This window comes from Nocardioides sp. J9 (assembly GCF_007829375.1).
Classification (GTDB): Bacteria; Actinomycetota; Actinomycetes; order Propionibacteriales; family Nocardioidaceae; genus Nocardioides.
The window spans coordinates 53,760-79,197 of record NZ_VLJQ01000051.1 but is presented as its reverse complement, the minus strand read 5'-3'; the positions used below and the strand labels follow the sequence as shown (position 1 = coordinate 79,197).

Below are 25,438 nucleotides of genomic sequence, written 5' to 3'. Positions count from 1 at the left end.
CAACACTGGTGCGCACCCCGATGAGGATCCGCACTCGTATTGTCTGGGGAGTTCCGTGTCTGCTGACCTCGAGGAGAACATCGACGCCGCAGCATGGAACGCACTTGATCCCACGCAGGTTAACGTCAATTCCAGTTCGMCCTGCCAGTTGACGGGCGCGGGCGAGACGGATGTGGTGTGGACTCAGGGGAATATCGCATCTGGGGCACTCGCGTGGACCGACTGCGACGACTACGAAAGCGACCCTCCGACAAATCAGTGCGACCAGAATTACGTCCGCGTCGACTTGGCAACGGTCAATCAAGGGGTGGACGACGAGATCGATCAGACCATAACAACGTGCCATGAGTTCGGGCACACCGCAGGCCTGTCGCACGGTTCGACCCAGGACGACTGCATGGAGAACGTGTCAACCTCCAATCCACCAAACGCGCTCAAGTGGCGTCGCTATAGCGCTCACCACATCGATGACCACATCAACCCGTGGTTCTGATCTAACGAGAAGGGACGGTTGACATGGCAAAGCGATGGTTCGCCGCGACGCTGAGTATTGCCGTGCTCTTCGGGGTAGGGGCATGCTCGAACGAGAAGACTCAAGCCACTTCACAGGCGAACTCGCCGGTGGCGGACTCGGAACGCGCAGGTCCTTCTGCTGCTCTGGTCGCGCATCTACGCGACACGTCCTCGGCTCGGTACGAGCCGTTCGAAACACCGAAGGACATGCTTTCTGACGCTGACGTCGCGATCATGGGTGAGGTGGTCTCCGTAGAGCTCGCGATGATCAGAAACGAGTTCGACGGCCAAGGCGGAGTTGTTGTAGGAGTCCGACCTCTAGAGGTTTGGAAGGAACCCAAAGGCGAGCCGGCCGAGTTGACGTACTTCGTGGTACGCCGCGCAAAGAACGTCGGGGTCGAACCCTTCCGCGCAGGACTTCCCGTTGGCCATAACGTCGCGATCTTCGGATACACGTCCGATGTTCAGTTCATAGAAGGCGATCCTGGCCAGCCCATCCTTGAACCGGCACCTCAGGGTCTGTTCATCGAGACCGACGCCGGGTTGGCGAACGTGTACGCCCCCGGCGACGACGGCTGGCCAGAGATCAAGACGATTAAGGATCTTGCCGCCTCGATTCAATAGTGTCTGGGAACTGCTGCGTCGACATGCGAGATGGGAGTTATTAGGCGTAGTGCGGATGGACCCCCGCGTGCGGAATTTGCAGCAGGACGCACGCTGCGATCGGTCGGACAAGAGACGCCCAGCCCGAGATAGGATCTCGATGCGAGATCCAACCATCCAGTGCGGGTTAGCACGTTCGGGGCCGCCCGGCACACCTGAGTGACGTGATAGGCCGCGATGAGCCAGCCGGTTCGCTTTGGTGCAGAAAAGAGCTCGCCCACGTCATCCGACGTGATCGGACCTCGGCCGCGGCGCGCTATGCGTGGCTGCTTGGCTACCTGGCGCTCGTGCTCGCCGGCGGCGGTCTCACCATCACGGCGCTCGCGGCTGCGCCGCAACTGGCCGGCCCGGCGATGCTGGCCACGATGACTGCCGCCGTCGCGTTCCTGGGTTTGCGCGTCGCCTTCGACCGGCGGGAGGAGATCGCCGCCGATCTGTTCGCCATCGACCTGACGCGTGACCTGGACGCGGCCGCCGAGTTGATGCGGTGCTACGAGGACAACGTCGCCCGACCGCTGCCTGATGGTGGTCTCGGCCGAGCGTGGGCGCGGCTCGAGCGACGCTGGTTCGCCACCCACCCTGAGCCGCAGGCACGACTCGCCGCCATGCGCCGCCACCTGGTCGACCAGGCGGCCGACTAGCCCTCGACGCCGCCGGCACCACCGGCCACGGCCAGAGGCCGCGGCTCGGGGGTGTAGGACAGCACTCCCTCACGCGCAGCGGGCAGGGCCTACGCTGTGACCTGCGGCCACCGCATGATCGTTTGTCTTCACACACCGATGATCAACGGTGGCGCACCCCTCTCCACAGTGCGTCGGGGTCGCGCAGGCATCGGCCTGCCGTCCTGTGTCAGGAGGACATGTGCAACGTGGCGAAGTCTGGTGGGTGGAGTTCGACGAGCGGCGGCTGGTCGTGCTGCTGTCGGGAGACGACCCGTCCGGGATCCAGGTGATGCAGGTCGTCGCTCCGGCGGGTGTCGACATCACCGGTCTGGGCGTCGAAGTGGCAGTAGGCGCCATGGAAGGACTGCCCTTCGAAGGCGTGCTTCGGTTCGCGTTCCCGCGCCCGGGCTTTACCCCTTGCACGTGGCTGACCACCGTGTCCCGGGACGACCTGATCGAGCGAGCAGGCGCTCTGTCCTCCGCGAAACTCAGCGAGATCGAAGATGCCCTCCGTCTTGGTGGACAGGCGAAGGAGCCGACCGCGGCCACGACCGCGAAGCTCAGCGAGATAAGGGACAGCCTCCGTCTCGGTGGACTCGGGTAGGCGGAGAAGGAACAGACGCCCCCAATGGCGTGGTCGGTCTCGTCCGAATGATCGACACAGGCCACCTCTGTCCTCGGCGCCCCTCACCATCGAGATCACGATCTACGGCTGGAGTACTAGGTACGCGTTGACCAGCTCGTCCGGCGGGGGACCTGCGTCGTCGCGGCGGCGGCAAGGAACTGCCGCACCTGAGCGCGCGTCGCACGCCGGGGTCGCTTCGTGGCAGACATGGCACCCTGATTGGCAGGGGAGTGGGCGCCCACAGGCTACGGACCGAGGCCGGACAGTCCGGCCAGTCAGCGTCGCGGAGTGCCGCGCCGTGGCGGCCGCGGGCGGTTGACGTCCTGCCGGTCGCGCGCTGCTCCCTGCGACGTGGTCGGCGCCGGGGTGCCCTCGCCGGTGTCGATCGGGATCTTCAGACGGGAGACGATCCGGTAGCGCAGGTCGCGTGCGGGGCTGTCGCCCAGGGGCTTCTCGGCGACGATCGCGCGGGTCGCGGCACCGACGTCGTGGCCGTGCTCGTCGGCCTGCTGCAGCATCGCTGCGGTGGCCGGCCAGTCGCCCTGCTCAAGCAGGCGCGGGTCGAGCTCGCGGGCCAGCGGCGCCCACCGCTCGGCGGGCGTCTTCTCGGCCGCAGCCGTGAGTCGGGCACGGACCTCGCTGCTCTTGTGCAGCTCGGCCAGCGCAGCCTTTCGCGGGTCGGCGTCCCACGTCTTGACCGCGTCCCGCAGGTCCCGGCCGGCCTGCAGCTGGGAGAGCTGCAGCCGCGCCCGCACCTGGTTGACGCCCGTCTCCCAAGCCCGGCTGGGACGGGCCGAGATGACCCGCATGGCGGCCGCCCGTGCCTGCTCGGCGCCGAGGTTGTCGAGCCGCTCGGTGAGGAGCTGGTCGCCCAGGGACCGGAATGCGGGCTGGCCGCTGGCCACCGCAGCGGTGAGCGCGGCTGGGCCGCGCTGAGCGAGCAGGTCGGCGGGGTCGAGTCCGTCGGGGAACCGGGCGTAGCCGGGGTCCATGCCGTGCGCGGTGAGCATCCAGAAGTCGCGCTCGGCCGCGACCTGGCCCGCCAAGTCGGCATCGGTGGCCACGATCGGGTCGCGGCCGACGGCGGCCAGTTGGGCGGCCTGCTCATCGGTCAGGGACGTGCCGAGCGGGGCCACGCCGAGGTAGAGGCCGGCGCTGGCGATCATGACGGCGACCGCGTCCATCGGGCCCTCGACAATCACCGGGACCGCACCCTCGGCGAGCAGCTCGTCGACCACGCCGAACAGCTGTGCGCCCTTGTGGAACAGCGGGGTGTCGGCGGTGTTGAGGTACTTCGGTCCGGCCTTGTCGTCGTCGGTGAGGTCGGGGCGTCGGCGGCCGACGAAGCCGAGCACCTCGCCCTCGTGGATCACCGGGAACATCACGCGGTCGCGGAACCGGTCGATGAGGCGGCCCGTGCGGGCCTCGGTGGCGACGCCGGTGGCGAGCATCTCGGCGTCCCTGACGCCTCGGCCGCGGAGGTGGTCGACCAGGTTGGTCCACCCGGCCGGAGCCTGACCGGGGCGGAACCGCTCGTCGCCGGCGAGGTCGACGCCGAACCGGCCGGTGAGGTAGTCGCGGCCCCACGAGTCGGTGAACCGGTCCTCGAAGAAGGCCTGCGTCAGCTCGTTGATCTCGACCATGCGCTCACGCGTGACGGGGGAGGAGTGCCACTCGTCGGCGCGCTGGTACATGAGCCGGATATCGGCGTCGGTGGGCTCGAGCGGGGTGCCGCCGAGGTCGCGGATGTAGGCGGCCAGCGTCAGGTCGCTCTCGATGTACTGGTCTTCGTCGACGTCGACCAGGTCCTCCTCGAGCGCGTCGACCTGGTGCTCGTCGACCACGTCGACGGAGGGCTCGAGGTCCGGGCCGGGGTCCTCAGCAAGCGGCCACGGGATCTCGTCGGACTGGTCGACGAACATCGCCGGATCGGGCTCGATGCCCTCCCACAGATCTGCGGGCGGCTCCTCGAACTGGTACTCGTGCGCGTGCTCGTCGGGAGCGGTCTCCAGCGCGATCGAGGTCCGCCAGACCAGCGCCTGGCACTCGTCGACACCCTCCCAGCCGTCGCTCGGCAGCGCCCGGCCCGCGCCCAGCAGGGCCTCGACCTGCCAGCCACGTTGCAGGCCGTGGTCGACGTTGGAGACCAGCGCCGGCCACCAGGTGCTGGCCTGGATGCTCGCGGCCCGCTCGGGACCGAACAGGTCCGCGAGCCGCGGCGCCCAGTCGGTGGTGACGCTCTCGCCGTGGGATCCGTCACCGATCTGTGCGGCGACCGCCGGCGTGAGGTGCCGGGCCATGCGCCACCACAGCGCGGCCGCGGCGTGCTCGTCGGGCAGCGGGCCGGCCGGGTGCTCGGGCGCGGCAGCGGTGCGCAGCAGCTCGTGGGCCGTGACGCCGGCACGCGACATCGCGGCCAGCCGCTCGGCCAGGAGCGGGGTGAACTCGTCGTCGCGGACCTGCGGGGCCAGGGAGTAGAGCAGCTGACGCCATTCCTTGAGCGCCGGCGTGTGGTCACCGGTGACGGCCCGGTTGAGGCGCCGCTGCCACGTCGCCGATGCCTTCTGCAGCTGCGGCGCGCCGGTCGGTCGCCGGTCGTCGACGGGGACCTGCATGGCTGCGCGCCAGACCGCGACGTCGGCCACCGTTGCGACCTCGGGGCGGATGCCGTTCTGCGCCCACACCGGCAGGGAGGACTGCTCGGCTGCGCGGGTGTCGACCTTCCCGGCGAGCTGCTCGACCAGGTGCGCCCGCTGGGAGAGGTAGGCGCCCCAGTTCGGGTCCTCGGCCAGACGTGCCGGGATCCCGGGCATCCACGGCAGCGGGCCGGCGCCCGCGTTGCGCAGCCCGGAGGCGTCCAGGCGCCAGTCAAGGACCGCGGCCCGGTCGCGTGCGCTCTCCAGCTCCCGGTCACCGGCGGCGGCCCGGAGAGATTCGACGGGGTTCTCGCCGGCCGCGCCGAGCAGCAGCAGGTGGGCGCGCAGGGTGGGCCAGGCGGCCTCATCCGACAACCCGGGAGCCAGTGTCTCGACGGCGGTGTCCAGCGCGTCGACCACGTTGACCGTGGTGCCGTCGATGCCGGTCGTGGTCTCGTGGCGCAGCAGGTCCTCGGCGGCGACGTAGAGGCTGTCGAGGTAGCGCTGGGAGGCCTCGCCGAGCCGGGTAGCCGGGTCGGCCTGCTCGCGGACCAGGCTGGTCGCGGACCGCTGGGCGTCGTCGCGGCCCAGCATCGACTCGAGGATGTCGGTGGGGGTGAGCGGCCGGACCAGGCTCGGGTGGATCACCGAGTGCGGGTCGCCGTCGCCGACGACCTCGAGGTAGACGTGGTTGGCGTGCGCGCCGCGGGTCATCATCGTGTAGAGCTGCTGGCGCGACTCGGTGCCGGTTGCCAGGCCGTGCATGGTGTCGGCGGTGACGCCCTGGGCGGTGTGCACGGTGCACGCGTAGCCGAGCTCGGTGGCCTTGGCGACGTAGTCACTCGGCAGTCGCACGGTGCGGCCGTGCTGGGTGTGCTGGACGGTCAGGTCGCCGCCGTCGTGGATCTCCAGGACGGTCCAGCGGTCGCCGTTCTTCACCCAGTCGGTGGCCGAGGTACGCAGTCGGCGGTCGTTCTCGCGGGTGATGATCAGCTCCCCGATCGACGCCTCGTTACCGTCGGCGAGCCGCCGCACCGGGCCACTGCTGGCGACCTCGGGCGGGACGATCCCTTCCAGGCGGTGGGCGCGGGCCTGCCGGTTCAGCTCGCTGACCAGGTCGCGGGTAGGGGCGAGCATGATCGAGTCCAGGCCGGCGGCGCGGTCGGCCTGCCAGGCGGCGAAGACCTCCTCGGTCATGGTCGCCAGGTCGCCGACGTGAACCCGGTCGCGGTCGAGGTAGAAGCCGAGCGCCTCGCTCTTGCCCTCGCGCAGCGCCAGCGACGCTGCGCCCTCGGCCTGGTCGGTGAAGCGGACGAGCTCGGTCAGTTGGAGTGCGCCGTGGGTGGCGCGGATGTCGCGCAGCACGCCGCCGGCGCCGATCGCGGAGAGCTGCTGGTCGTCGCCGATCAGCCGGACGCTGCCGCCGCGCTCGAGGATGTAGGAGACCGCCGCGTCCAGCGAGAGGGTGTCGGCCATGCCGGCCTCGTCGATGACCACGAGGGTGGAGGAGTCGATGCCGGCGACCCAGTCCGGCATCGCGGCGCCGGTCTCGCGGGCCTGCTCGAGGGAGTGGGTGAGCTTGGCCAGGGTGTCGGTCTGGGTGTCGATCTGGGAGCGCAGAGCGTCCGCGGCCGCGGCTGAGGGGGCCAGGCCGATGATGGTTCCGCCGCCGTCAGCCCAGGCGCTGGCCAGGGCTCGCATCGCGGTGGTCTTACCCGATCCGGCGGGGGCGATCGCCAGCTGGAGCCGGGCGCCGGAGGTGGCCATCTCCCGGACCAGGGTGGCCTGTCCGGCGTTGAGGGTGATGCCGTTGGCGGTCGACTCCAGCAGGGCCAGGTCGACCGACGCAGCCTCGACGGCGTACCCGTCGTGGCAGCCGGCGGCGTCGACCAGGCGCTGCTCGGCGGCCAGCACCTTGCTCGAGGTGAACAGGTCGGCCCCGGCCTGGGTGTAGACCGAGGAGCCGTCGGCGCGGCGCAGCTCGGCCGGCTCGCTGATGGTGTCCCAGGGGCGAGCCATGCTCACCGAGTGGTCGTCGAGGACCTCGCTGACGAGCAGGTCGACGACCTGGGAGACCTGGTTGGTGGGCACGTTGGCCGCCCGGACCTGCCGCTGGGCCTCGGCGTAGACGTGCCAGTACTGCCAGGTGGACCGGCTGCCCTCCATCGTCGCCACGATGCGGTCGGTGGTCTTGGCGAACCAGGCTGAGTCGGCCAGCGAGCGGGCCGCGCCCTTCGGGTTGAGGGCCCCGTGGACCATCTGCTTGACCCGCTGCGGGGTGCCCAGCACCTCGACCGCCTCGCGGTGCCACGCCTCGCGCTGCTCGGCCAGCGAGCGCGGCTCGTGCTTGGCCTCGCGGGTCTCCAGCGTCGCCTGCTGGGACAGCTGGATCGTCTCCACCGGAGTCGGGGGACGGCCGTGGGTGGCCTGGAACGCGGCCGCGAGGACCTTGCGACGGTCCTCGACGTTGAGCCGGCGCTTGGAGAAGCGGCGGTTGAGCTCGGGGTCGACGCCGACGATCTCGCGGATCGGCCGCTTGCGGGCGTCCTCGTTCGGGCGCTCGGCGAACCGGACGCCGAGGGCGTCGACCAGGTGCCGCTCGAGCGCGGTGTTGTAGGTCTCCGAGGCCGAGACGACCGCCTTGTGCAGCGGTCGCCCGTCGATCGCCAGCCACTTGCCGTCGAGGGTCTGGACCTTGTTCGCCACGGCCACGTGGGTGTGCAGGTCGGGGTCGCCGGCGCGGGAGTCGCGGTGGGTGAACGCGGTGGCGATCAGGCCGCGGACGTCGACCTGGCGCACGCCGTTGGTGCCCTGGCGGGTGAACAGTGCCTTGGACTCGATGAAGTCCAGGGCGTCGTTGATCGCCGCCTGGTGGGCCCGCTCGATCACCGCGGCGGTCTTCGGGTCGGCGATCGCCCACAGCACCGAGACGCTCTTGACCGGGGAGAAGGTCAGGTCGTAGCCGGCCACCGCATTGGTCTTCGGGCGGGAGTGCTTGGCGATCGTGGCGGCGAGCTCGCGGGCGTCGGCCGGCTTGCGGCCGTGCTCGGCACGGAAGAACTCCGCGGCCACCTCGGTGCGGATCTTGGCCCGGTCGGCCGCGGGGACCGGCCAGTCACCGGGCAGGCCGGCGGCCTCGTTGAGGGCCGCGATGCGCTTGGCGACCTCGATCCGGAACGGGCTGATGTCGTTGTCGTAGACCTTGTAGGGCGTGCCGAGCCGGACTGCGGTCTTGTAGTCCGCATCGGTCGGCCGGCCGGCCTCCTCGCGGCCGATGCGCAGGTCCAGCTCCTTGGTCCGCTGGGTGGCCAGCGGGTGGTGCCCGGAGCCGAACAGGCTCTGCATGTGGTCGGCGGTGACGACGTCGCCGGCATCGAGTCCCTCGATGCCCTCGATGCCCGAGCCGACCCACATGCCGGGGGTCTCGCCCTTCTCGGTGTAGTAGCTCGCCAGCCCGGTGTGGCCCTTGTCGGTGGCGTCCATCGCTGCGACCTGGCGGGTCAGGTAGTCGTACCCCGACCCTGCCGTCAGCTTGTGGAGGCTCATCGTCACGGTCACCTACGTGCGCACGCGGGCGGCAGGCGATCACTTTCGGCCGGATTTCTGCTCGGTTCTTTCTATTCGGCGAACCGAGAATGCAAGAGGTGTATGGCACTTCAGAGGTCCACCCAGTAGGTGGGGGACGCAAGGGCGGGTGCCGGATGGCGCTGGAGCCGAGTCAACTGGGCTGGAGGCTTCGGATGGCACTGTCGGTAATTCGTTCGGGGGCGAGAAAGCCCTACGTGACAGCGGACGGAACGTGGCCGGAGGGCGCGGCAAGCGGAGGAGCCGCACGTCTACGATTTTGAGTCTCCAGAAGCGTCGCCGTGTGACGGTCGGAGTGGCCGCAGGGGCTTGTGGCGCTCCGTGCTCCGCGCGCCTGCCGCGGCGTTCTCGAGGGTGGCGAGAGTGCGGGGTGGTCGGTGCCTCGGCGATCCCGTGACGTGCGCTGACGATGAAGGTGACCAGCTGCGCTTCACCGGCGCAACGCCGCACGGAGCGTTGCGGCGGGCGCGAATCTGGGGACGGGCGTTCTTGGTCGTCCCGTACTTAGGCGCTTCGGTCGCGGGTGAACACGTTAGGTGCCGGGAACGCGCAAGCCACGGTCGCAGACGGCGAGGCCCTCCACGGGGGCGGGGCGATCGACGCCGACGTTGCCAAGGTGAGCGGAATTGCCCCGCGAGAGGAGGTAGTGGACTGCTCCATCGCTACAGGTTCCCGGCACCGGCCAGGTGCCGCAGGCAGCAAGCGCGCACCGCCGGCCGTCGTACTTTCGCGTCATGTGATCGGCTCCAGGACTTACGATGTTCTCGTCTCGGCCCTGTTGTAGGAGAAGTCAGCCGCCGTCTCGCGCACGAGCTGGATCAGCGCGTCGAGCGAGGGCGAATTCCGACGCTGCGTGAGGTAGCGCAGAACGATGCGACGCATGCCGAGTCCGGGAAGGTCCAAAGCCTCGATGCCGTCGGTTGCGAGCGACTGCAGGGCAAGAGCAGGCATGAGGGTCATGCCTTCCCCMGCAGCCACAAGAGCGAGAGCATTCTGCGAAGTGAAGTACGTGTGCGTGGTTGATGTGTCACTACTGAGCGCGGCGCGGACGCGCCGGACGGCTGAACTGATAGCTGCCGCAGGGTCGACTCCAAGCCATGGGAGCCGGAGCCGTTCGATCGCGAGGGGGTCAGTGTTCAGCAGAGTGCCAGCAGGGATGATCAGCTTCCAAGGCTCATCCAAGAGCGGCACATCGGTCGTACCGCGCGGGTTGACATAGCTCTGGCCAGCGTCTAGTTCGACCACCATTGCATCCAAGGATCCTTCGCGCATCTGCTTGGAAAGGGCGACCTCGTCAGCCTCAATCGTCTGGATGCTCACCGAGGGATAGCGCTCCCTCCAGGCCGGCAACGCAGGGGAGATCACCGTCGTAAGGAAAGACTGGAAACCTCCAAGTCGGACAACGCCGCTGACGTCCGTGTCTTCTTCGTTGAGTCGGGCTCTCGCGATCGCGAGTGCGTGCTCCACGTCTTCGGCCGCCTCAGCAAGCGTCTGACCTGCAGTCGTCAACACGCTTCCTGACGGAATCCGTTGCGTCAGAGCAAGTCCTGTCTCTTGCTCAAGCTTCGCTATCTGCTGCGACACGGCAGAAGCAGTGACCCCGAGTTCGTCGGCCGCCGCTAGGACTCCGCCGTGGCGGGCGACGGCAAGCAGGAAACGGAGGCGTCGGGCGTCGATGTGCACGTAAGCAATGCTAAATCCCGTGTGCTCAGAAGTGAACTTGTCCTTACTTCGCCGGTGGTCCACCATCTTTCTAGCGGAGGCCGACTGGCCTCTGCAGGACTTGAACGAGGAGGTCGAATGGTCACCGCTACGGCCGGTTGGATCGGGACCGTCGGCTCCCTCTGCGCGTACCTTCTGCTGACCAGTGGTCGTTGGCGCGCCAACTCGCTCCGGTACGCCGCATTGAACTTCGGTGCAGCCGTGCTTGCGGGCGCCGCCAGTGCGGCCTACGGCGCCTGGCCGAGCGCTGCAGCCAACGTCGTTTGGGCAGCGGTCTCTCTTCACTCGTACGTCTCGGTGACACGCGCGCGCCGTTCAGAGTCTCGACGGTCCGCGAATCGCACGTCGGTCCCGGAGTTCAGCGACGCGGCGGGTCCAGAGCCGCAGGGGCTAAGGGCTGCATAGGTTAGAAACCGCGCCCGCTCTCGCGTGGCACCGGTCCGAGAAGCTGTTGGCCGGCTCCCTCCCACGTCGCGCGTCGACCGCGACGGAACGCGGCGACGCCGCTCGCAAAGTCGTTGGAACCGTAGACCCGCTCGACCACGTCGCTGTCGTCGACGCCTGCGGTGACTTGGGCGTGGAGGCGTCGAGTCAATTCTTTCGCTGCCGCGAGGGTGAGTGGTGCGTGGGTCAGCAGGATTCGAACGAGTTCTTCCGTTTCAGCGGCGGGGTCCGAGGTCGAACGGCTGTATCCGCACTCTTCGGCTTCTCGAGCGTCGAGCAACCTCGCTGTGAGTGCCATGTCCATCGTCCGAGCGTGTCCGAAGTGACGGATGATCAGCGCGTAGCTAGCGGCCGACAGAGTGTTGCCCAGCGTTCGGGCGACGGAGAAACCGAACCGAGCGTTCGGTCCAGCGATCCTGATGTCGGCGCACGATGCGATCAGTAGTCCTCCGCCGAGACAGAATCCCTCGACGGTGGCAATGACGGGAACCCGGACGGCTAGGAGTCGACTTAGGACCGTGTTGATTCGACGCTCATACTCGACGCCGCGCGGACCATCGAAACCAGTGAAATCCTTGATGTCAGTTCCAGCGACGAACGACTTCCCGCCGGCCCCGCGAAGCACCATCAATCGGATGTCGGGGCTGGAGTCGACGCGCTCGCACGCGGCGACGATCCCGTCGTACATCCGTGCCGTTGCCGCGTTGTGCACGTCCGGTCGGTTGAAGGTGACGCGAAGTACCGGCCCGTCAACTTCGATGAGGAGGTCTGGGTCGGCGGGCCTCACGGGTAGAGGCCACGTGCTCTGTGAGCCTCGGCCACCGTCTTGACTGCCAAGGAGGTTGCAGCCTCACGGAGAGTGAGTTGGTGATGGGCAGCGTGTTCTCGCACTCGAAGCCAGGCTTGCTTCATTCGGTCTGCAAGCCGTTGCTCGACCTCGTCGACACTCCACCAGTAAGCCTGGTTCGCTTGCACCCACTCGAAGTAGGAAACGACGACGCCGCCCGCATTCGCCAGGATGTCGGGGACAACGACAGTCCCTCGGTCCGCGAGGGTCCGATCGGCGGTCGCTGTGGTTGGCCCGTTGGCGCCTTCGACGATGATCTGGGCTTGAACGTGGTGCGCGTTGCCCTCATGGAGAACGCCTTCGACAGCGGCGGGCACGAGGACCGTGACGTCGAGGAGAAGCAGGTCTTCCAGGCTGTTCATCGCCTTGCTTCCCTCGAAGCCGACCACGCTGCCGGTGCGATCGACGTGCAGCGCGAGAGCCTCGATGTCGAGCCCGTCAGGTCGGGTCACCGCGCCGTACTGATCGCTGACCGCCACTACCCGAACTCCCGCTTTGGCCAAGAACTCAGCCGCGCCCCGCCCGACCTTTCCGAAGCCCTGAACGGCAGCCGTGGCCGCGGCCGGCGACACTTCGACCTCCTCCAGCGCGGCGAGTGCGACATGGGTCACGCCGCGGGACGTCGCACTTGGTCGGCCGAGTGATCCGCCCAGCGGCAGCGGCTTGCCGGTCACGACGCCCAAGACGGTGTGACCGCGGCTCACCGAGTAGGTGTCCATGACCCACGCCATGGTTGCCTCATCAGTGCCGATGTCTGGTGCCGGGATGTCGATCTGAGGACCGATCAGAGGCGAGATCTCGCTGGTGTAGCGGCGCGTGACGCGCTCGAGCTCGCTGCGGGAGTAGAGGCGTGGGTCGATCGTGACCCCGCCCTTCGCGCCCCCGTACGGGACGTCGAGCAACGCACACTTCCAGGTCATCCACATGGCCAGCGCGCGGACCTCGTCGAGGTTGACTTCGGGACTGAACCGCAGGCCGCCCTTCGCTGGCCCGCGTGAGAGGTTGTGTTGCACTCGGTGGCCGGTAAGGACCTCGACCGTTCCGTCATCCCTGCGTAGGGGGATCGAAACTGTGAGTTCGCGTCGCGCGGCAGCAAGCATTGCGAATGTCGCGTCGTCGTAGCCGAGAATTTCCACCGCCCGCCGAAGTTGCGCAAGCGCATCGACCAAGGGTCCGCTGCTCGCGGGAGCTTCCTGAGCGCCGACTGATCGATCAGCATGAACTGCGGTCATGTCGAAGAGGGTGATGGAAGGGGGACGGGCGATGACCCGACACTGTGTCGAACCCTGCCGCCAGAGCCGACGTACTGTCCGCTGCATCAATCGAATGTGACCAGCACGATCTAGGGGTGACCAGTAGCCAGCAGTACTCGGATCTCGCCAACACCCACGACGCAGACCGCGCTTACGAGCTTGACCGCGCGCACGTCTTCCACTCTTGGTCTGCGCAGGCCGAGCTGAATCCGATGGTCATTTCCAAGGCCGAGGGCTCGTACGTGTGGAACAGCGCCGGGCACCGAATGCTGGACTTCACCTCGCAGCTGGTCTACACGAACCTGGGACATCAGCATCCACGCGTTGTAGCCGCAATCCAGGAGCAGGCCGCGACGCTGTGCACGGTCGCGCCCCCGTATGCGAATGGAACGCGTTCGGAGGCCGCGAGACTGATCGCATCGCACACCCCTGGCGACTTGAACTATGTCTTCTTCACCAACGGCGGCGCCGACGCAAACGAACACGCGATTCGGATGGCCCGCCTGCACACTGGCAGGACGAAGGTGCTCTCGACCTACCGCTCCTACCACGGTGGCACCCACTTGGCTGTAAATGTCACCGGTGATCCGCGGCGGTGGCCGAACGACAACGGCTCGGCGGGCACTGTCCACTTCTTCGGACCCTTCCTGTACCGAAGCATGTTCAACGCGACCACGGAGCAAGAAGAGTGCGAGCGGGCGCTCGCACACCTGGAGCAGGTGATTGCTCTCGAAGGCCCAAGCACCATCGCCGCCATCATCCTCGAGGCGATCCCGGGGACGGCAGGGATCATGGTCCCTCCGCCTGGCTACCTTGCCGGCGTCCGGGAGCTGTGCGATCGCAATGGCATCGTGATGATCATCGATGAAGTCATGACTGGCTTTGGTCGAACCGGAACTTGGTTCGGGGTTCAGCAGGCGACGACCTCGGATGGTTCCCCCGTCGTGCCGGACCTGATCACGTTCGCAAAGGGCGTCAACTCGGGATACGTACCTCTCGGTGGCGTCGCGATCAGCCCCGAGATCTACGAGACCTTCGCACACCGCAGCTACCCCGGCGGCCTTACCTACTCCGGGCACCCGCTCGCCTGCGCTGCGGCCATCGCGACCATCCGCACGCTTGAGGATGATCACATCATCGAACACGTCGCTCGTCTTGGCGACGAGGTTTTTCGTCCGGGCCTGCGGGAGCTCGCCGAGAAGCACGATGTGATCGGCGAGGTCCGAGGCACAGGAGTGTTCTGGGCGATCGAACTCGTGAAGGACCGCGCCACGCGCGAGCCCCTTGCGCCCTACGGCGGCACAAGCAAGGAGGTCGGCGCGATCGCGAAGGCATGTCAGTCTGGGGGTCTCCTGCCCTTCGTCAACTTCAACCGCATCCACACGGTTCCGCCGCTCACTGTCACCGAGGACGAGGCTCGCGAAGGTCTGCAGATCCTCGATTCAGCACTGAGCGCGTGCGGCACCGCGTGACGTCAGGCCCGTTGCCCGGCTGCGTTCAGCGGCGGATCGAGAGGGCGGTGAGGACCCTCGCCGACCTGGAAAGGGCTCACCCGCAGTTTGTTTCACACGAACGCCTTCGGCTGCTTCGGGCGCAGGTGTCGTATCTGGGCGGGTGCAGTACCGCCTGCGCACTCGAGCGGACGGCGAGGTCAATCCTTCGACGGTCCCAGACGATTCGCGGCGAAGCAGAAGCGCAACTCTGGCCATGGCCAGAGAGCTCGACGACGTCCTTGTCCCACTAGCAGGACGCTTCGAGCGAGGACGCCGGCATACCGCACCCCTCATACATGCGAGAACGATCGTGACCGCAGTATCGATGAGAATAAATCAGATGTATGTTCTTTCCCAGTCAACCGATCATGTCTATGGCCGAGCCGTGGCAGCGCCCCAGCAGGCCCAAGCACTCAAGGAGGGGAATGTCGTGTTTGAGCCGAACTTCGATGCGTCAGAGTATGACGCTCGGCTCGCAAAGACCCGAACGGCAATGGCCGAGTCGGGTTTCGATGTACTGGTCGTCGGCGATCCAGCCAACATCAATTACCTGACCGGGTACAACGCATGGTCCTTCTACACACCGCAGGTACTTATCATCCCCGCCGCCGGTGACCTTGTGTTCTACACGCGCGAGGTCGATGCATCTGGTGCGGTCATGACCACAAGGCTCAGCGAGAGTCAGGTACGGGCCTTTCCCGAGAGGTATGTCCATCAGCCCGACTGCCATCCGATGGACTGGATCGCAGCCGACATGATGGAGAAGGACCTCGGTCGCGGCACCGTGGCTGTCGAGATGGACACGGCGTACTACACGGTCCGCGCGCACAAGTCACTCGAAAACGGCTTGCCCGGCGCCACGATCGTGAGCGCCCAGGAACTCGTGAACTGGGTTCGCTCCGTCAAGTCGGATCTTGAGATCGCCAAGATGCGAACCGCCGGCAAGATCATGACGAATGTGATGACGACGGCACTCGACTTCATTGAGCCTGGCGTGCGGCAGTGCGACGCCGTCGCCGAGATCTACGCCACCGCCGTCCGCGGACTGCCCGACGCCGGCGGAGACTTCACCGCGATCGTTCCGATGATTCCCACTGGGCCGGGCACCGGCATTCCCCATCTGACCTGGTCGGACAAGCCGTTCAAGCAGGGTGAGGCCACCGTGCTTGAACTTGGGGCATGCTACGAGCGCTACCACTCGCCACTCGCGCGTACCATCTTCCTCGGCCAGCCGCCCGAAAGGCTCGTCTCGACGGCCGACATCGTCAGCGAAGGGATGGAGGCGGCGTTGGCCGCTGTTCGTCCGGGCGTACTCGCCGAAGACGTCGAGCGCGCTTGGCGAGACGTAATCTCCCGCTACGGACTGACCAAAGCAACCCGCATCGGCTACTCGATCGGTGTGGGCTACCCTCCCGACTGGGGCGAGCGCACGATCAGCCTCCGGCCGGGGGACAAGACCGCCCTGGTCCCCAACATGACGTTCCACATGATCCTCGGCATGTGGATGGACGGCTGGGGTTACGAGCTCTCGGAGTCGTTCGTCGTCACCGAGACGGGACATGAGCGGTTCGCCTCGGTGCCTTGGGGTCTCACGGTCAAGTAGTACGGGCGCCAATCCCGGATCAGCGCACAAGACCCCGCCCAGTAGTACGCCGGGCGGGGTCGTTGCGCTCGTCGCTAAGAATCGGGGCTTCGCCACCTTGGAGGTGGTCCGAGCGGACTGGATACTGAGCCACAGTGACGGCCCCGACGACCTGGATCGGGCGACCGTAGGGTACACATCGGCGCCGTAGACTCCGGTCCGCGTCCAGGTCGTGGCCACCGCGAGGAGAGCACTCGTTCAGGCTCCAGCGCCTCGGTGTTCGACGCCTGCGCGCAGGCGGCCAGCACATCGGCTTGACGACCGACTGCCCCGGTCACAGTTCAAGCCGGGGCAGTCGCTGCGTCCGCAGGGATGCTTCCTAGCGAACGGATGACAGGAACCTGTCGAGCACCCGAACTCCAAAGTGGAGGCCATCAACTGGTACGCGCTCGTCGATGCCATGGAACATCTGCTCGAAGCCGTAGCCATCAGGTAGCCCCAGCGGAGCGAAACCATAGTTGGCGATTCCGAGACGACTGAACTGCTTCGAGTCCGTTCCGCCAGCGATCAGGTTGGGAACGACAAGCGCCTCGCTGTCTTCAGCCAGCAAGGCATCGCGCATCGCGGCGAACGTCGTCCCCTCGACCGGAGCCTCGAGAGCCGGCTGATGCACGGTGAACTCCCACTTCACCTCTGGGCCCACGAGCTCGTCCATCGTCGCTTGGAACTCAGCTTCCTGCCCCGGCAGGAAGCGACCGTCGACAAACCCAACCGCGACTCCCGGGATGATGTTCGTCTGAAAGCCGGCGCTCAGCATGGTGGGATTCGCGCTGTTGCGAAGTCCACTGCTCACAATGCTGGCCGATGCCCCCAAAGTTGCTTCGAGGATCTCAGGGTTGAGGGCCGGATCGTCCGGGTCGATGTCCGCTTCCATCAACTCGGCGAGCGCTTCGATCGAGGCGCGCACCGTCGGCGAAATGCGCAGCGGCCATTCATAGGCATCGATGCGAGCCACGGCCGCAGCCAGGCGACCGACGGCGTTGTCACCGTGCTGGAGTGCACCGTGGCCCTCGCGTCCCCGCGCCTCGAGTCGGATCCACCCCAGCCCACGCTCGCCTGCACCGACCGGATAGATGTGCTTCCCTGGGGCAACGTTCACCCGGTGAGCCCCGATCTCGCTGATGCCTTCCGTGCAGTCAGCAAAGAGATCGCGATGCTTGTCGACCAGCCAGGTCGAACCGAAATCCATGGTGTCTTCCTCGTCCGCAGTGAACGCCAGCACCATGTCGCGGACGGGCCGACGGCCTTCGCGGGCCCATGCCCTCACCACAGCCAGGACCATCGCGTCCATGTCCTTCATGTCGACGGCGCCTCGTCCCCAAACGACACCGTCCGACACCTCGCCGGAGAACGGGTGAACGCTCCAGTTCTCCGCCTGCGCAGGCACCACATCGAGATGGCCGTGCACCAGCATCGCCGGGAGCGAGGAATCAGTGCCAGTGATGCGTGCGATGACGTTGGACCGGCCCGGCGCAGCTTCCAGGATCGTGGCGTCGATGCCGGCGTCGGACAGTTTCTCCGCAACGAACTCCGCGGCCGGACGTTCGTTTGCCTCGCCTGCCCCATAGTTCGAGGTGTCGAGTCTGATGAGGTCGGATGTGAATTGAACCGCTTCATCCTGCTGGATGAGCTCGTAGTTCCCTCGACCATCAGTCATCGTCCACACCTATCAGCAGTCATGGTTAGCGGCGCGACCAGCGGCTCGTGCTGGGGCGTCCACGACGGGCACGTCGCGCACAACATCATACATGCGATGATTTCTGGTCCGCTCTCACGTAGCGGCGTTTGTGCAGGGCGAGGCCGATGCGGGCGAGGGCAATAGGGTCATCTCCCTCGACGCAGTTGACGTAGATCCGCAGCAGCACATCGACGCGATGTCCTGCCCAGGCCAGCGATTCGGTGTCACGCCTTCTTGTCGACGTGGCTCAATGCAGGGTGCGTTCGCCCGGACGGCGAGCGAGAGCCCACCCCCGACGACGCTGAGCTGCGACGAAGTGTGCAGGGCCTCGGGAAGCGCGAGCAAACTTCGCGACATACCCGTTGACCCACAATCATGTATATGTATGATGTTTCCAGACGTCACGAACTGTTGCCGGCGCCTTCAGTTCGTCGGGAACGCCCAAACTTGCCAGCTAGGTGCCAAAAGGAGTTGGAATGAATCGGAATGTGATCGTCACCTGCGCTCTCACCGGAGCAGGTGACAGCGTGAGCCGCTCCGAACTTGTACCCGTCACGCCCGAGGAGATCGCAGAGGCAGGCATCTCGGCGGCTCGGGCAGGTGCAGCGATCGTTCACGTTCACGTTCGCGATCCTGAGACCGGCAAGGGCTCCCGAGACGTAAAGCTCTACCGCGAGGTCGTCGAGCGAATCCGAGCATCGGACGTGGACGTCATCATCAACACGACTGGGGGCATGGGGGGCGACCTCTATCTGGACCCACAGAACCCCACGGAGACAGTCGACGGTACGGACATGGTCAACGCGATCGAGCGACTGGCGCATGTTGAGGAACTGCTTCCCGACATTTGCACGCTCGACACCGGCAGCCTCAACTTCGGCGACGGTAGTTACGTGTACATCAGCACTCCCGACATGCTTCGCGAGGGCGCGAAGCGTATCCAGGAACTGGGAGTGCGTCCCGAGATGGAGATCTTCGAGCCCGGTCACCTCGTCTTCGCGAAGAAGCTTGTCGAGGAAGGATTGATCGATGAGCCGGCTATGTTTCAACTCTGCATGGGCGTGCCGTACGGTTCCCCGGCCGACGCGCTGACACTCCTTGCCATGGTCAATCAGCTCCCGGAGGGGGCCGTCTGGGCATCGTTCGCCCTGGGTGCCATGCAGATTCCGTGGGTCGCGCAATCGATCCTGCTGGGTGGACACGTGCGGGTCGGCCTCGAAGACAACCTGTACCTGCGTAGGGGTGTCAAGGCGACGAATGCTCAGCTCGTCGAGCAGGCACGAGTGGTCATTGAAGGGATGGGCGCGAAGATGGCCACGCCGGACGAGGCCCGCGAGATTCTGCGGCTGAAGGCGCGGTCTTGAAGTCAGCGAACAAGCGCGTAGATCCGACTGAGGTTCGGACAATCGCGTGCGTTGGCACAGGCGTCATTGGCGGCGGTTGGGTAGCGCACTTCTTGGCTCGTGGCTACCGCGTTGTCGCTTGGGACCCTGGCCACCGTGCGGAAGCAAGCCTTCGCCACTTCGTCGACTCAGCTTGGCCCGCCCTGCGAGAACTTGGAATGGCAGACAGTGCAAGTCGGGACAACCTGTTCTTCGAGCCCGACCTCCACGAGGCCTGTGCGCAGGCTGACTTCGTTCAGGAGAGCGCTCCGGAAGTCTTGAGTCTGAAGCGCACTCTACTCAGTGACATTGATTCAGCCACTCCGGATCACGTTGTCATCTCATCCTCTACCTCGGGGTATCCGATGACTGATATGCAGACCGAGTGCACCCGACCTGAGCGCACGGTGGTCGGACATCCCTTCAACCCGGTCTACTTGATCCCGCTAGTAGAGGTCGTTGGCGGCGCTCGCACTGATGAGGACGCCGTGGCGTGGGCATCCGAGTTCTATCGACACGTCGGCAAGTCGGTCATCACAATGCAGCGCGAGGTCTACGGATTCGTCGCCAATCGCCTGCAGGAGGCCATCTGGCGAGAGGCATTGCACATGGTGGCTGAGGGGGAGGCGACCGTCGAACAAGTTGATCTTGCGATCACTGACGGCCCTGGGCTCCGCTGGCCGATCTTCGGGCCGGTGATGACCATTCACCTAGCGGGTGGCCAGGGTGGCATGGCGCAGTACCTAGATTCGTTCGCTGCAACGCTCCAGGCTCCCTACACAAGGATGGCGGCGCCCGAACTCAGCGCCGAACTGCGCGCCATTCTGGTGCGAGGCGCCGAAGATGAGGCCGCAGGCCGCAGCATCGACGACCTAGTCGAAGAACGCGATAAGCGGATTATCGCGGTGCGTCGAGCGGTGGGTCGATGAGCGACTCGTCGCTGTTCATCCGACGTGAGCCCGTTCTCGACGCTTGGGTCGACTACAACGGACACCTTTCCGAGCCCTACTACGTCCTGGCGATGAGTAACGCGACTGACGCCATCCTGGATGCTGTCGGGATGGGTGAGGAGTACCGGTCGGGTTCCGGGTCCTCCTTCTACACCGTAGAACTGCATGTTCGACTGCTCGCTGAGGTACGCACTCGGAGCGACCTGGAAGTGCGATCGTGGATCATCGGGTGCACAGCGAAAGCTGCTCACATCTGGCACGAGCTTTGGGTCGACGGCACGCTGCGGGCCACAGAGGAAGTCTTGGGTGTCCACGTAACGGGTACGTCATCGTCTCCCTTCCCGCCAGCCATCGCGGACTGCTTGCGAACCTATGTGGTTGAACCTCCGACCCACGCTGGCCGCGCAATCCGGTTGCGTGACGACGTGACCAGTCAGGGTTAGGACTGAGTGAAACTTCGGACGGGTCCCGCCGTGGGTACGCGACGAGGGCCCGTCCGAATCGATGATTGGCCACCTTCGACCATCGGTCATTCTCGCATTCGACGGCGGCGCTTCGTAGTCAACGTAGGAACTCCCTCGATCGCCCGTGCAGCGTTCCGGACGGTTGCTTGGACGAGCGAACTGCCCGTGGGCCGCGCACATCGGCATTTCGGGTCAGAGGAAGTCGACTTGCCGGCTGCCGGACGAGTTACGGAGTGCTCGGGTCGTTCGTTCGCCGTTTGCGCCACGTTGAAACGCACCGCGTCGGTCGGTGCGAAGCATCCAAGGCCTACGCAATGTGCGTCTTCGGTCACCACTCCAGAGGCAGGCGCCGAGCCCCGCTTGCACTGGCGCTCGCCATCATGCTGCTGCATCGAATTGTCGTTAGCCCATGGAGGGAACCTGTCGAGCAGACCCGGCTGAGCTGCCTGGTATCGGGCTCGCGCGGCATCTAGAGCGTCCTGCGGGAACGAACGATCGCGGCCCGCAGCTCCGGGTTGGCCGGGTCGGGGGCCGACCGCGCACGGAACTTTCGAGTGTGGGCCTAGACACAGAATGAAGATCATACGTATCATGACCGACGTACCTGCATGCGGTATGGAAAGGCAGCTCGGGATCGCTTCGACCCAATAAGGAGAGCTCGTAGCATGAATGAATCGAGGAATAGGCATCTGCTGGGCGCGCTCGTCGCCAGCTGCGTCGTGGCGATGGCGGGGTGCGGCCAGGGATCAGGGACTACGGACGCCTCTGAGGCGCCGTCCACGCCAACCGCAACGATCGGGGTGTCGAGCGAGAGCGGGTACCTACGAGGAGACCTCAATCCGGAGGCACCTCTGTACGACAAACTTCCCGCGGCGATTCGGGATGCGGGTGAAATCCGTCTGGGCACAACCGTCGGATACCCGCCCTACGAGTTCGAGGACAAGAAGGGCAATCTAATCGGCTACGAGCCGGATCTAACTGGCGTGCTTTCGGCCGAACTTGGCGTGCCGATTCGATGGGTCGATGCTCCCTATGCTGCGCTCTACCCGGGGCTTGAGTCCGGGCGCTTCGATGTGTTGATGGCTGGAGCTGCCGTGACCCAGGAGCGTGTTGACTTGTATGACCCGGTGACCTACCTCGAGGGGGGATCGGCGCTGGTGGTGCCAACTGGGAACCCCGAGGGCATCGACGACGTCGACGATCTTTGCGGCCACACGATCGCCGTGGTGACCGCGACTTCCCAGGAGACTTTCCTCACGGATACGGCAGAGACCTGCAGCGGCGACGCACCGCTTGAAATTCTCTCGCTCGAGTCCGACACGTCCGGGCTTCTGCAAATTCGGCAGCAGCGTGCCGACGGTCTTCTTGCCTCGGCCATCGGGGCGTCCTACTACGTCAAGACCTCTGATGGCGCGTTCGAGATGGTGCTGCCCGACATTGAGCCCGGCCTGTTCGGACTTGTTGCCGCGCCAGACGATCCCGCTCTTGGCGAGACCCTCGCCGAGGGCTTTAACGGCGCGATCGAGTCCGGCACGTATGCGGATGTACTCGCCAAGTGGCAGATGGACGAGCTCGCCATCGACACCAGCGAAGTTGACCCGACCCCAAATTGAAGTAGGTCTGCGTAACATGAACTCAACGCCCTCCGGCGGCTATGCGCGAAGTGATGCGTCGAAGATCGTTCCGACCCGCAAGTATGGACAATGGGTCTCGCTGGCCGTCCTGATTGCGGTTATCGCCCTCCTTGTGTCCGCCTTCGCAAAAGCTGACATTGATTACGGGCTGATCCCTGAATACATCTTCGACCCACTGATCGTCACCGGCGTGGTCAATACGATCAAGCTCACGGTGGTATGCATGGCCGTCGGGGTGGCGCTCGGCACGGTTTTTGCGATTATGGGCCAGTCGTCGAACCTGTTTCTTCGTACAGTGGCGGGGCTTTACAGATGGTTGTTCCGTGCCGTCCCCGTCCTCGTCCAACTGCTGATTTGGTTCAACCTGGGCATCATCTTCCAGACGATCTCAATCCCGGGGGTGTTCTCAGTCCAGACGAACGAGTTCATCACGCCATGGGTTGCTGCGGTCCTCGGGCTCGGAATTGCCGAGGGCGCCTACATGTCGGAGATCGTGCGTGGGGGTCTCATCTCGGTGGGCAACGGCCAGCGTGAGGCAGCCCAAGCGGTTGGAATGACAGGCGCCATGACGATGCGGAGAGTGGTTCTACCGCAGGCACTCCGAGTCATCATTCCTCCCACTGGCAATGAGGCTATCGGAATGCTCAAGTTCACATCGCTCGCATACATCGTTTCCTATTCCGAACTTCTGAGCTCCGCAACCCGGGTGTATCAGACGAATCTCAAAGTGATGGAACTGCTGTTTGTCGCCTCGATTTGGTACATCGCACTAACCACATTGCTGATGATCGGGCAGTACTTCCTCGAGCGACGATTTGGACGAGGCTTCGCTGCCTCGAAGGTTAAGACGAAGACAGCGACGAGAGGATAGACGTGGCCCTCGCTAGGAGCATCATTGAGGCGCGTGGAGTGGAGAAGTACTACGGGTCGCTCCATGTCCTGCGTGGGATTGACCTGACAGTGTCGCCTGGGGAAGTAGTTTGTATCCTCGGCCCCTCGGGATCCGGCAAGTCGACTTTGCTTCGATGCATGAATCATCTTGAGCGCGTCGACGCTGGCGAGTTGCTAGTGAACGGCGAGCCAATGGGTTATCAACTGAAGCACGGCCGTCTCCACGAGCTGCCAGAGCGCGCAATCTGTCGCCAGAGGCAATCTATCGGGATGGTATTTCAGCAATTCAATCTGTTCCCCCACATGACGATCTTGGAGAATGTGATCGAGGGGCCGATTCGGGCGAAGAAGGAGCGTCGAAAGGTCGCGATTGAGCGTGCCGTCGCTCTGATTTCCCGAATGGGTCTCGAGGAAAAGCTCGATGCGTATCCTGGTCAGTTGTCGGGAGGGCAACAGCAGCGAGTAGCCATTGCCCGCGCACTCTGTATGGAGCCTGCGTTGATGCTGTTCGACGAGCCCACCTCAGCCCTTGATCCGGAACTCGTCGGCGAGGTACTCGATGTGATGCGTGAGATGGCAAAGTCGGGACTGACGATGGTCGTCGTCACGCATGAGATCGGCTTCGCTCGTGAAGTTGCGGACACCGTTGTCTTCATGGATGGGGGCGTCATCGTTGAGTCCGGCCCCCCGTCAAGCGTCCTGCAAGCTCCGGAGCACGAACGGACGCGTTCGTTTCTGTCAAAGGTTCTCTGATCGGTGTTAACGGTGAAACGTCGTCACGACCCGTTGTGCCTTGCGCGGCAGTGAGGTGCTTAAGGAACCAGTTCGCGATCGAGTAGGCGCTCGGCGGTCGGCGTTTGCTGGGCGTCCCCGGAGGGCGACCGGCTTGGGCTTTCACCCTGGGCAACAGACGCGATGCTGGGCCGCGCCGGTCACGGCTCCGGCGCCGTGGGGTTGTTAGCCGCTCAGTGGGTTCGATGCGCGACCCAAGAAGCAGTCGAGAGAAGACAGAGCAAGGGGCAATCTCTAAGGAGTAGAAGGTTTCGGTGCCTAGGCCTCAAAAGATCTTTGCGACGGCAGCGTTTAGTACTCCGCCGCGGACGAGCGTCGACGATTCTCCTCGTCCCAATTCAGAAGTGCACGCAAAGGCACTCGGCACGATCACTACTATGTGTGGCCGATCGGCGTTGACTTGGGAGACATTCTGGAATCTGAGGTTCCAAGACGCTCAAGGGATGATGTGTCCCGATTGCGCCAGGTTAGTGATTGAGCCGCGCCGACGTCCAGCGGCCGGCCCGCGGTGACCCGCGAGTGGAATGCGGCGAGCCCTAGTGCTGGTTAGCGCTTCCCCTAATGACCGGACCCCGGCATTTCGAAGCGGTCGGAGAAGCTGACAGTTCCGGGTTGGGCCGCCAAGTCGGGGATTCAACCTGCTGCGCCACCGGGTGTTCAAGGCACGGCCCTGCATTAGTCAGAGAAAAAGCCCTATAAGAGAGGTAGATCGAATGGATCTTGGACTGAGTGAGAAGCGAGTCCTGATCACCGCCGGTGCGTCCGGCATCGGATGGGCGATTGCGCGGCAGTTTGTAGCCGAGGGTGCGCAGGTACTTGTCTGCGACATCGATGCGGAAGCGATCGCAAGAATCGACCCCGGGACTGGCGTCATGGCCATCCGGGCCGACGTCTCCAACTCTGAGTCAGTTGACTATATGTTCCAGGAGGTGCAGCGTCGTCTAGGCGGCCTCGACGTACTTGTTAACAACGCAGGGACGTCCGGTCCGGCGAGGCCTGTCGAGTCGGTAAGCGACGATGAGTGGCGCGCTACGATTGGCGTCAATCTCGACGGCGCCTTCTACTGCGCGCGGTCGGCGGTTCCCCTCTTGAAGGAAGCGGGAGGGGGTACGGTGATCAACCTGTCGTCGGTTGCCGGGCTGTTTCCGTTCGCGTGGCGCTCTCCGTATAGCACGGCCAAGTACGGAGTCATTGGCTTGACTGAGGTCTTGGCACGTGAGCTCGGTAAACACAACATCAACGTCAACGCGATTTGTCCGGGCAATGTCGATTCCCCTCGGATGGAACGCGTTTTCGCGATGAACGCTCAGTCGCGGGGGATTTCCGTCGAGGAAATTTCGGCGGCAGTGCGCAATCAGAACTCAATGCAGAGGTGGGTGAGTGTCGACGAGGTCGCCAGCGTCATTGCGTACCTCTGCAGCCCCCAGGCTCGCATAATCTCTGGGCAGTCGATTGCGGTCGACGGCCACACAATTGCAACGGAGTACTGAAAGCTAGCAGGCCGACGTTACGCACACCCTAGGACCGCGCCGGGTGACCCGGGCACGAGCGCGGCAGTTCCG

At 65.2% G+C, this 25,438-nt stretch carries 18 protein-coding genes; 13 read left to right on the top strand and 5 right to left on the bottom strand.

The features are described from left to right. The 4 genes from L615_RS04545 to L615_RS04530 all read left to right on the top strand — a co-directional run. Positions 1–493 (top strand): hypothetical protein (locus tag L615_RS04545; protein WP_222430443.1); only part of this gene is annotated, 493 nt, incomplete at its 5' end. Positions 494–516: 23 nt separating this feature from the next. Beyond that, the gene (locus tag L615_RS04540) at positions 517–1,137 is read left to right on the top strand and encodes a hypothetical protein (protein WP_145724280.1); all 621 of its coding nucleotides are present in this window, start codon (positions 517–519) and stop codon (positions 1,135–1,137) included. A gap of 203 nt (positions 1,138–1,340) precedes the next feature. Next, positions 1,341–1,817 (top strand): M48 family metalloprotease, encoded by a 477-nt coding sequence (locus L615_RS04535; RefSeq protein WP_186449731.1) that lies wholly within the window; start codon positions 1,341–1,343, stop codon positions 1,815–1,817. A 244-nt stretch (positions 1,818–2,061) separates the two neighbouring features. Continuing rightward, entirely contained in the window at positions 2,062–2,442 is a 381-nt protein-coding gene (locus tag L615_RS04530) for a type II toxin-antitoxin system PemK/MazF family toxin (RefSeq protein ID WP_261376554.1), read from the top strand. Positions 2,443–2,738: 296 nt separating this feature from the next. On the opposite strand, the gene mobF is transcribed toward L615_RS04530, so the two are convergent. From mobF to L615_RS04505, 4 genes are all read right to left on the bottom strand, one after another. Then, on the bottom strand, positions 2,739–8,645 hold the full coding sequence (gene mobF / locus L615_RS04525) for a MobF family relaxase (protein ID WP_145724277.1): 5,907 nt from the start codon (positions 8,643–8,645) through the stop codon (positions 2,739–2,741). Between the two features lie 792 nt (positions 8,646–9,437). Next, positions 9,438–10,367, bottom strand: coding sequence for a LysR family transcriptional regulator (locus L615_RS04520; protein ID WP_145724276.1), 930 nt, complete (start codon positions 10,365–10,367; stop codon positions 9,438–9,440). 445 nt (positions 10,368–10,812) lie between these two features. Next, entirely contained in the window at positions 10,813–11,637 is an 825-nt protein-coding gene (locus L615_RS04510) for an enoyl-CoA hydratase (RefSeq protein ID WP_145724275.1), read from the bottom strand. Next, positions 11,634–12,866 (bottom strand): Glu/Leu/Phe/Val dehydrogenase, encoded by a 1,233-nt coding sequence (locus L615_RS04505; protein ID WP_222430442.1) that lies wholly within the window; start codon positions 12,864–12,866, stop codon positions 11,634–11,636. The genes L615_RS04510 and L615_RS04505 overlap by 4 nt, the downstream gene beginning before the upstream one ends. A 179-nt stretch (positions 12,867–13,045) precedes the next feature. Here L615_RS04505 and L615_RS04500 point away from each other — a divergent pair, with 179 nt between their 5' ends. Further along, positions 13,046–14,422 carry an aspartate aminotransferase family protein gene (locus L615_RS04500; protein ID WP_145724273.1) on the top strand — a complete coding sequence of 459 codons (1,377 nt, stop codon included), beginning with the start codon at positions 13,046–13,048 and terminating at the stop codon, positions 14,420–14,422. A 361-nt stretch (positions 14,423–14,783) separates the two neighbouring features. After that, positions 14,784–16,046 carry a M24 family metallopeptidase gene (locus L615_RS04495; RefSeq protein ID WP_145724272.1) on the top strand — a complete coding sequence of 421 codons (1,263 nt, stop codon included), beginning with the start codon at positions 14,784–14,786 and terminating at the stop codon, positions 16,044–16,046. Between the two features lie 358 nt (positions 16,047–16,404). On the opposite strand, the gene L615_RS04490 is transcribed toward L615_RS04495, so the two are convergent. Continuing rightward, positions 16,405–17,742, bottom strand: coding sequence for a M20/M25/M40 family metallo-hydrolase (locus L615_RS04490; RefSeq protein WP_145724271.1), 1,338 nt, complete (start codon positions 17,740–17,742; stop codon positions 16,405–16,407). 497 nt (positions 17,743–18,239) lie between these two features. Between L615_RS04490 and L615_RS04485 the strand changes: the two genes are divergently transcribed. The 7 genes from L615_RS04485 to L615_RS04455 all read left to right on the top strand — a co-directional run bounded on the left by L615_RS04485 (position 18,240) and on the right by L615_RS04455 (position 25,366). After that, positions 18,240–19,127 carry a 3-keto-5-aminohexanoate cleavage protein gene (locus tag L615_RS04485; protein ID WP_145724270.1) on the top strand — a complete coding sequence of 296 codons (888 nt, stop codon included), beginning with the start codon at positions 18,240–18,242 and terminating at the stop codon, positions 19,125–19,127. Then, positions 19,124–20,074, top strand: a complete 951-nt coding sequence (locus L615_RS04480) for a 3-hydroxyacyl-CoA dehydrogenase NAD-binding domain-containing protein (RefSeq protein WP_145724269.1) — start codon at positions 19,124–19,126, stop codon at positions 20,072–20,074. The genes L615_RS04485 and L615_RS04480 overlap by 4 nt, the downstream gene beginning before the upstream one ends. After that, positions 20,071–20,538 (top strand): thioesterase family protein, encoded by a 468-nt coding sequence (locus L615_RS24690; protein ID WP_145724268.1) that lies wholly within the window; start codon positions 20,071–20,073, stop codon positions 20,536–20,538. The genes L615_RS04480 and L615_RS24690 overlap by 4 nt, the downstream gene beginning before the upstream one ends. 821 nt (positions 20,539–21,359) lie before the next feature. Further along, positions 21,360–22,172: an ABC transporter substrate-binding protein gene (locus L615_RS04470; protein WP_186449730.1), complete on the top strand. Its 813-nt coding sequence runs from the start codon at positions 21,360–21,362 to the stop codon at positions 22,170–22,172. A 16-nt stretch (positions 22,173–22,188) separates the two neighbouring features. Beyond that, positions 22,189–23,064 (top strand): amino acid ABC transporter permease, encoded by an 876-nt coding sequence (locus L615_RS04465; protein ID WP_186449729.1) that lies wholly within the window; start codon positions 22,189–22,191, stop codon positions 23,062–23,064. 2 nt (positions 23,065–23,066) lie between these two features. Then, on the top strand, positions 23,067–23,837 hold the full coding sequence (locus tag L615_RS04460; RefSeq protein WP_145724265.1) for an amino acid ABC transporter ATP-binding protein: 771 nt from the start codon (positions 23,067–23,069) through the stop codon (positions 23,835–23,837). Between the two features lie 752 nt (positions 23,838–24,589). After that, positions 24,590–25,366, top strand: coding sequence for an SDR family oxidoreductase (locus L615_RS04455; RefSeq protein ID WP_145724264.1), 777 nt, complete (start codon positions 24,590–24,592; stop codon positions 25,364–25,366). Positions 25,367–25,438 lie beyond the last annotated feature (72 nt).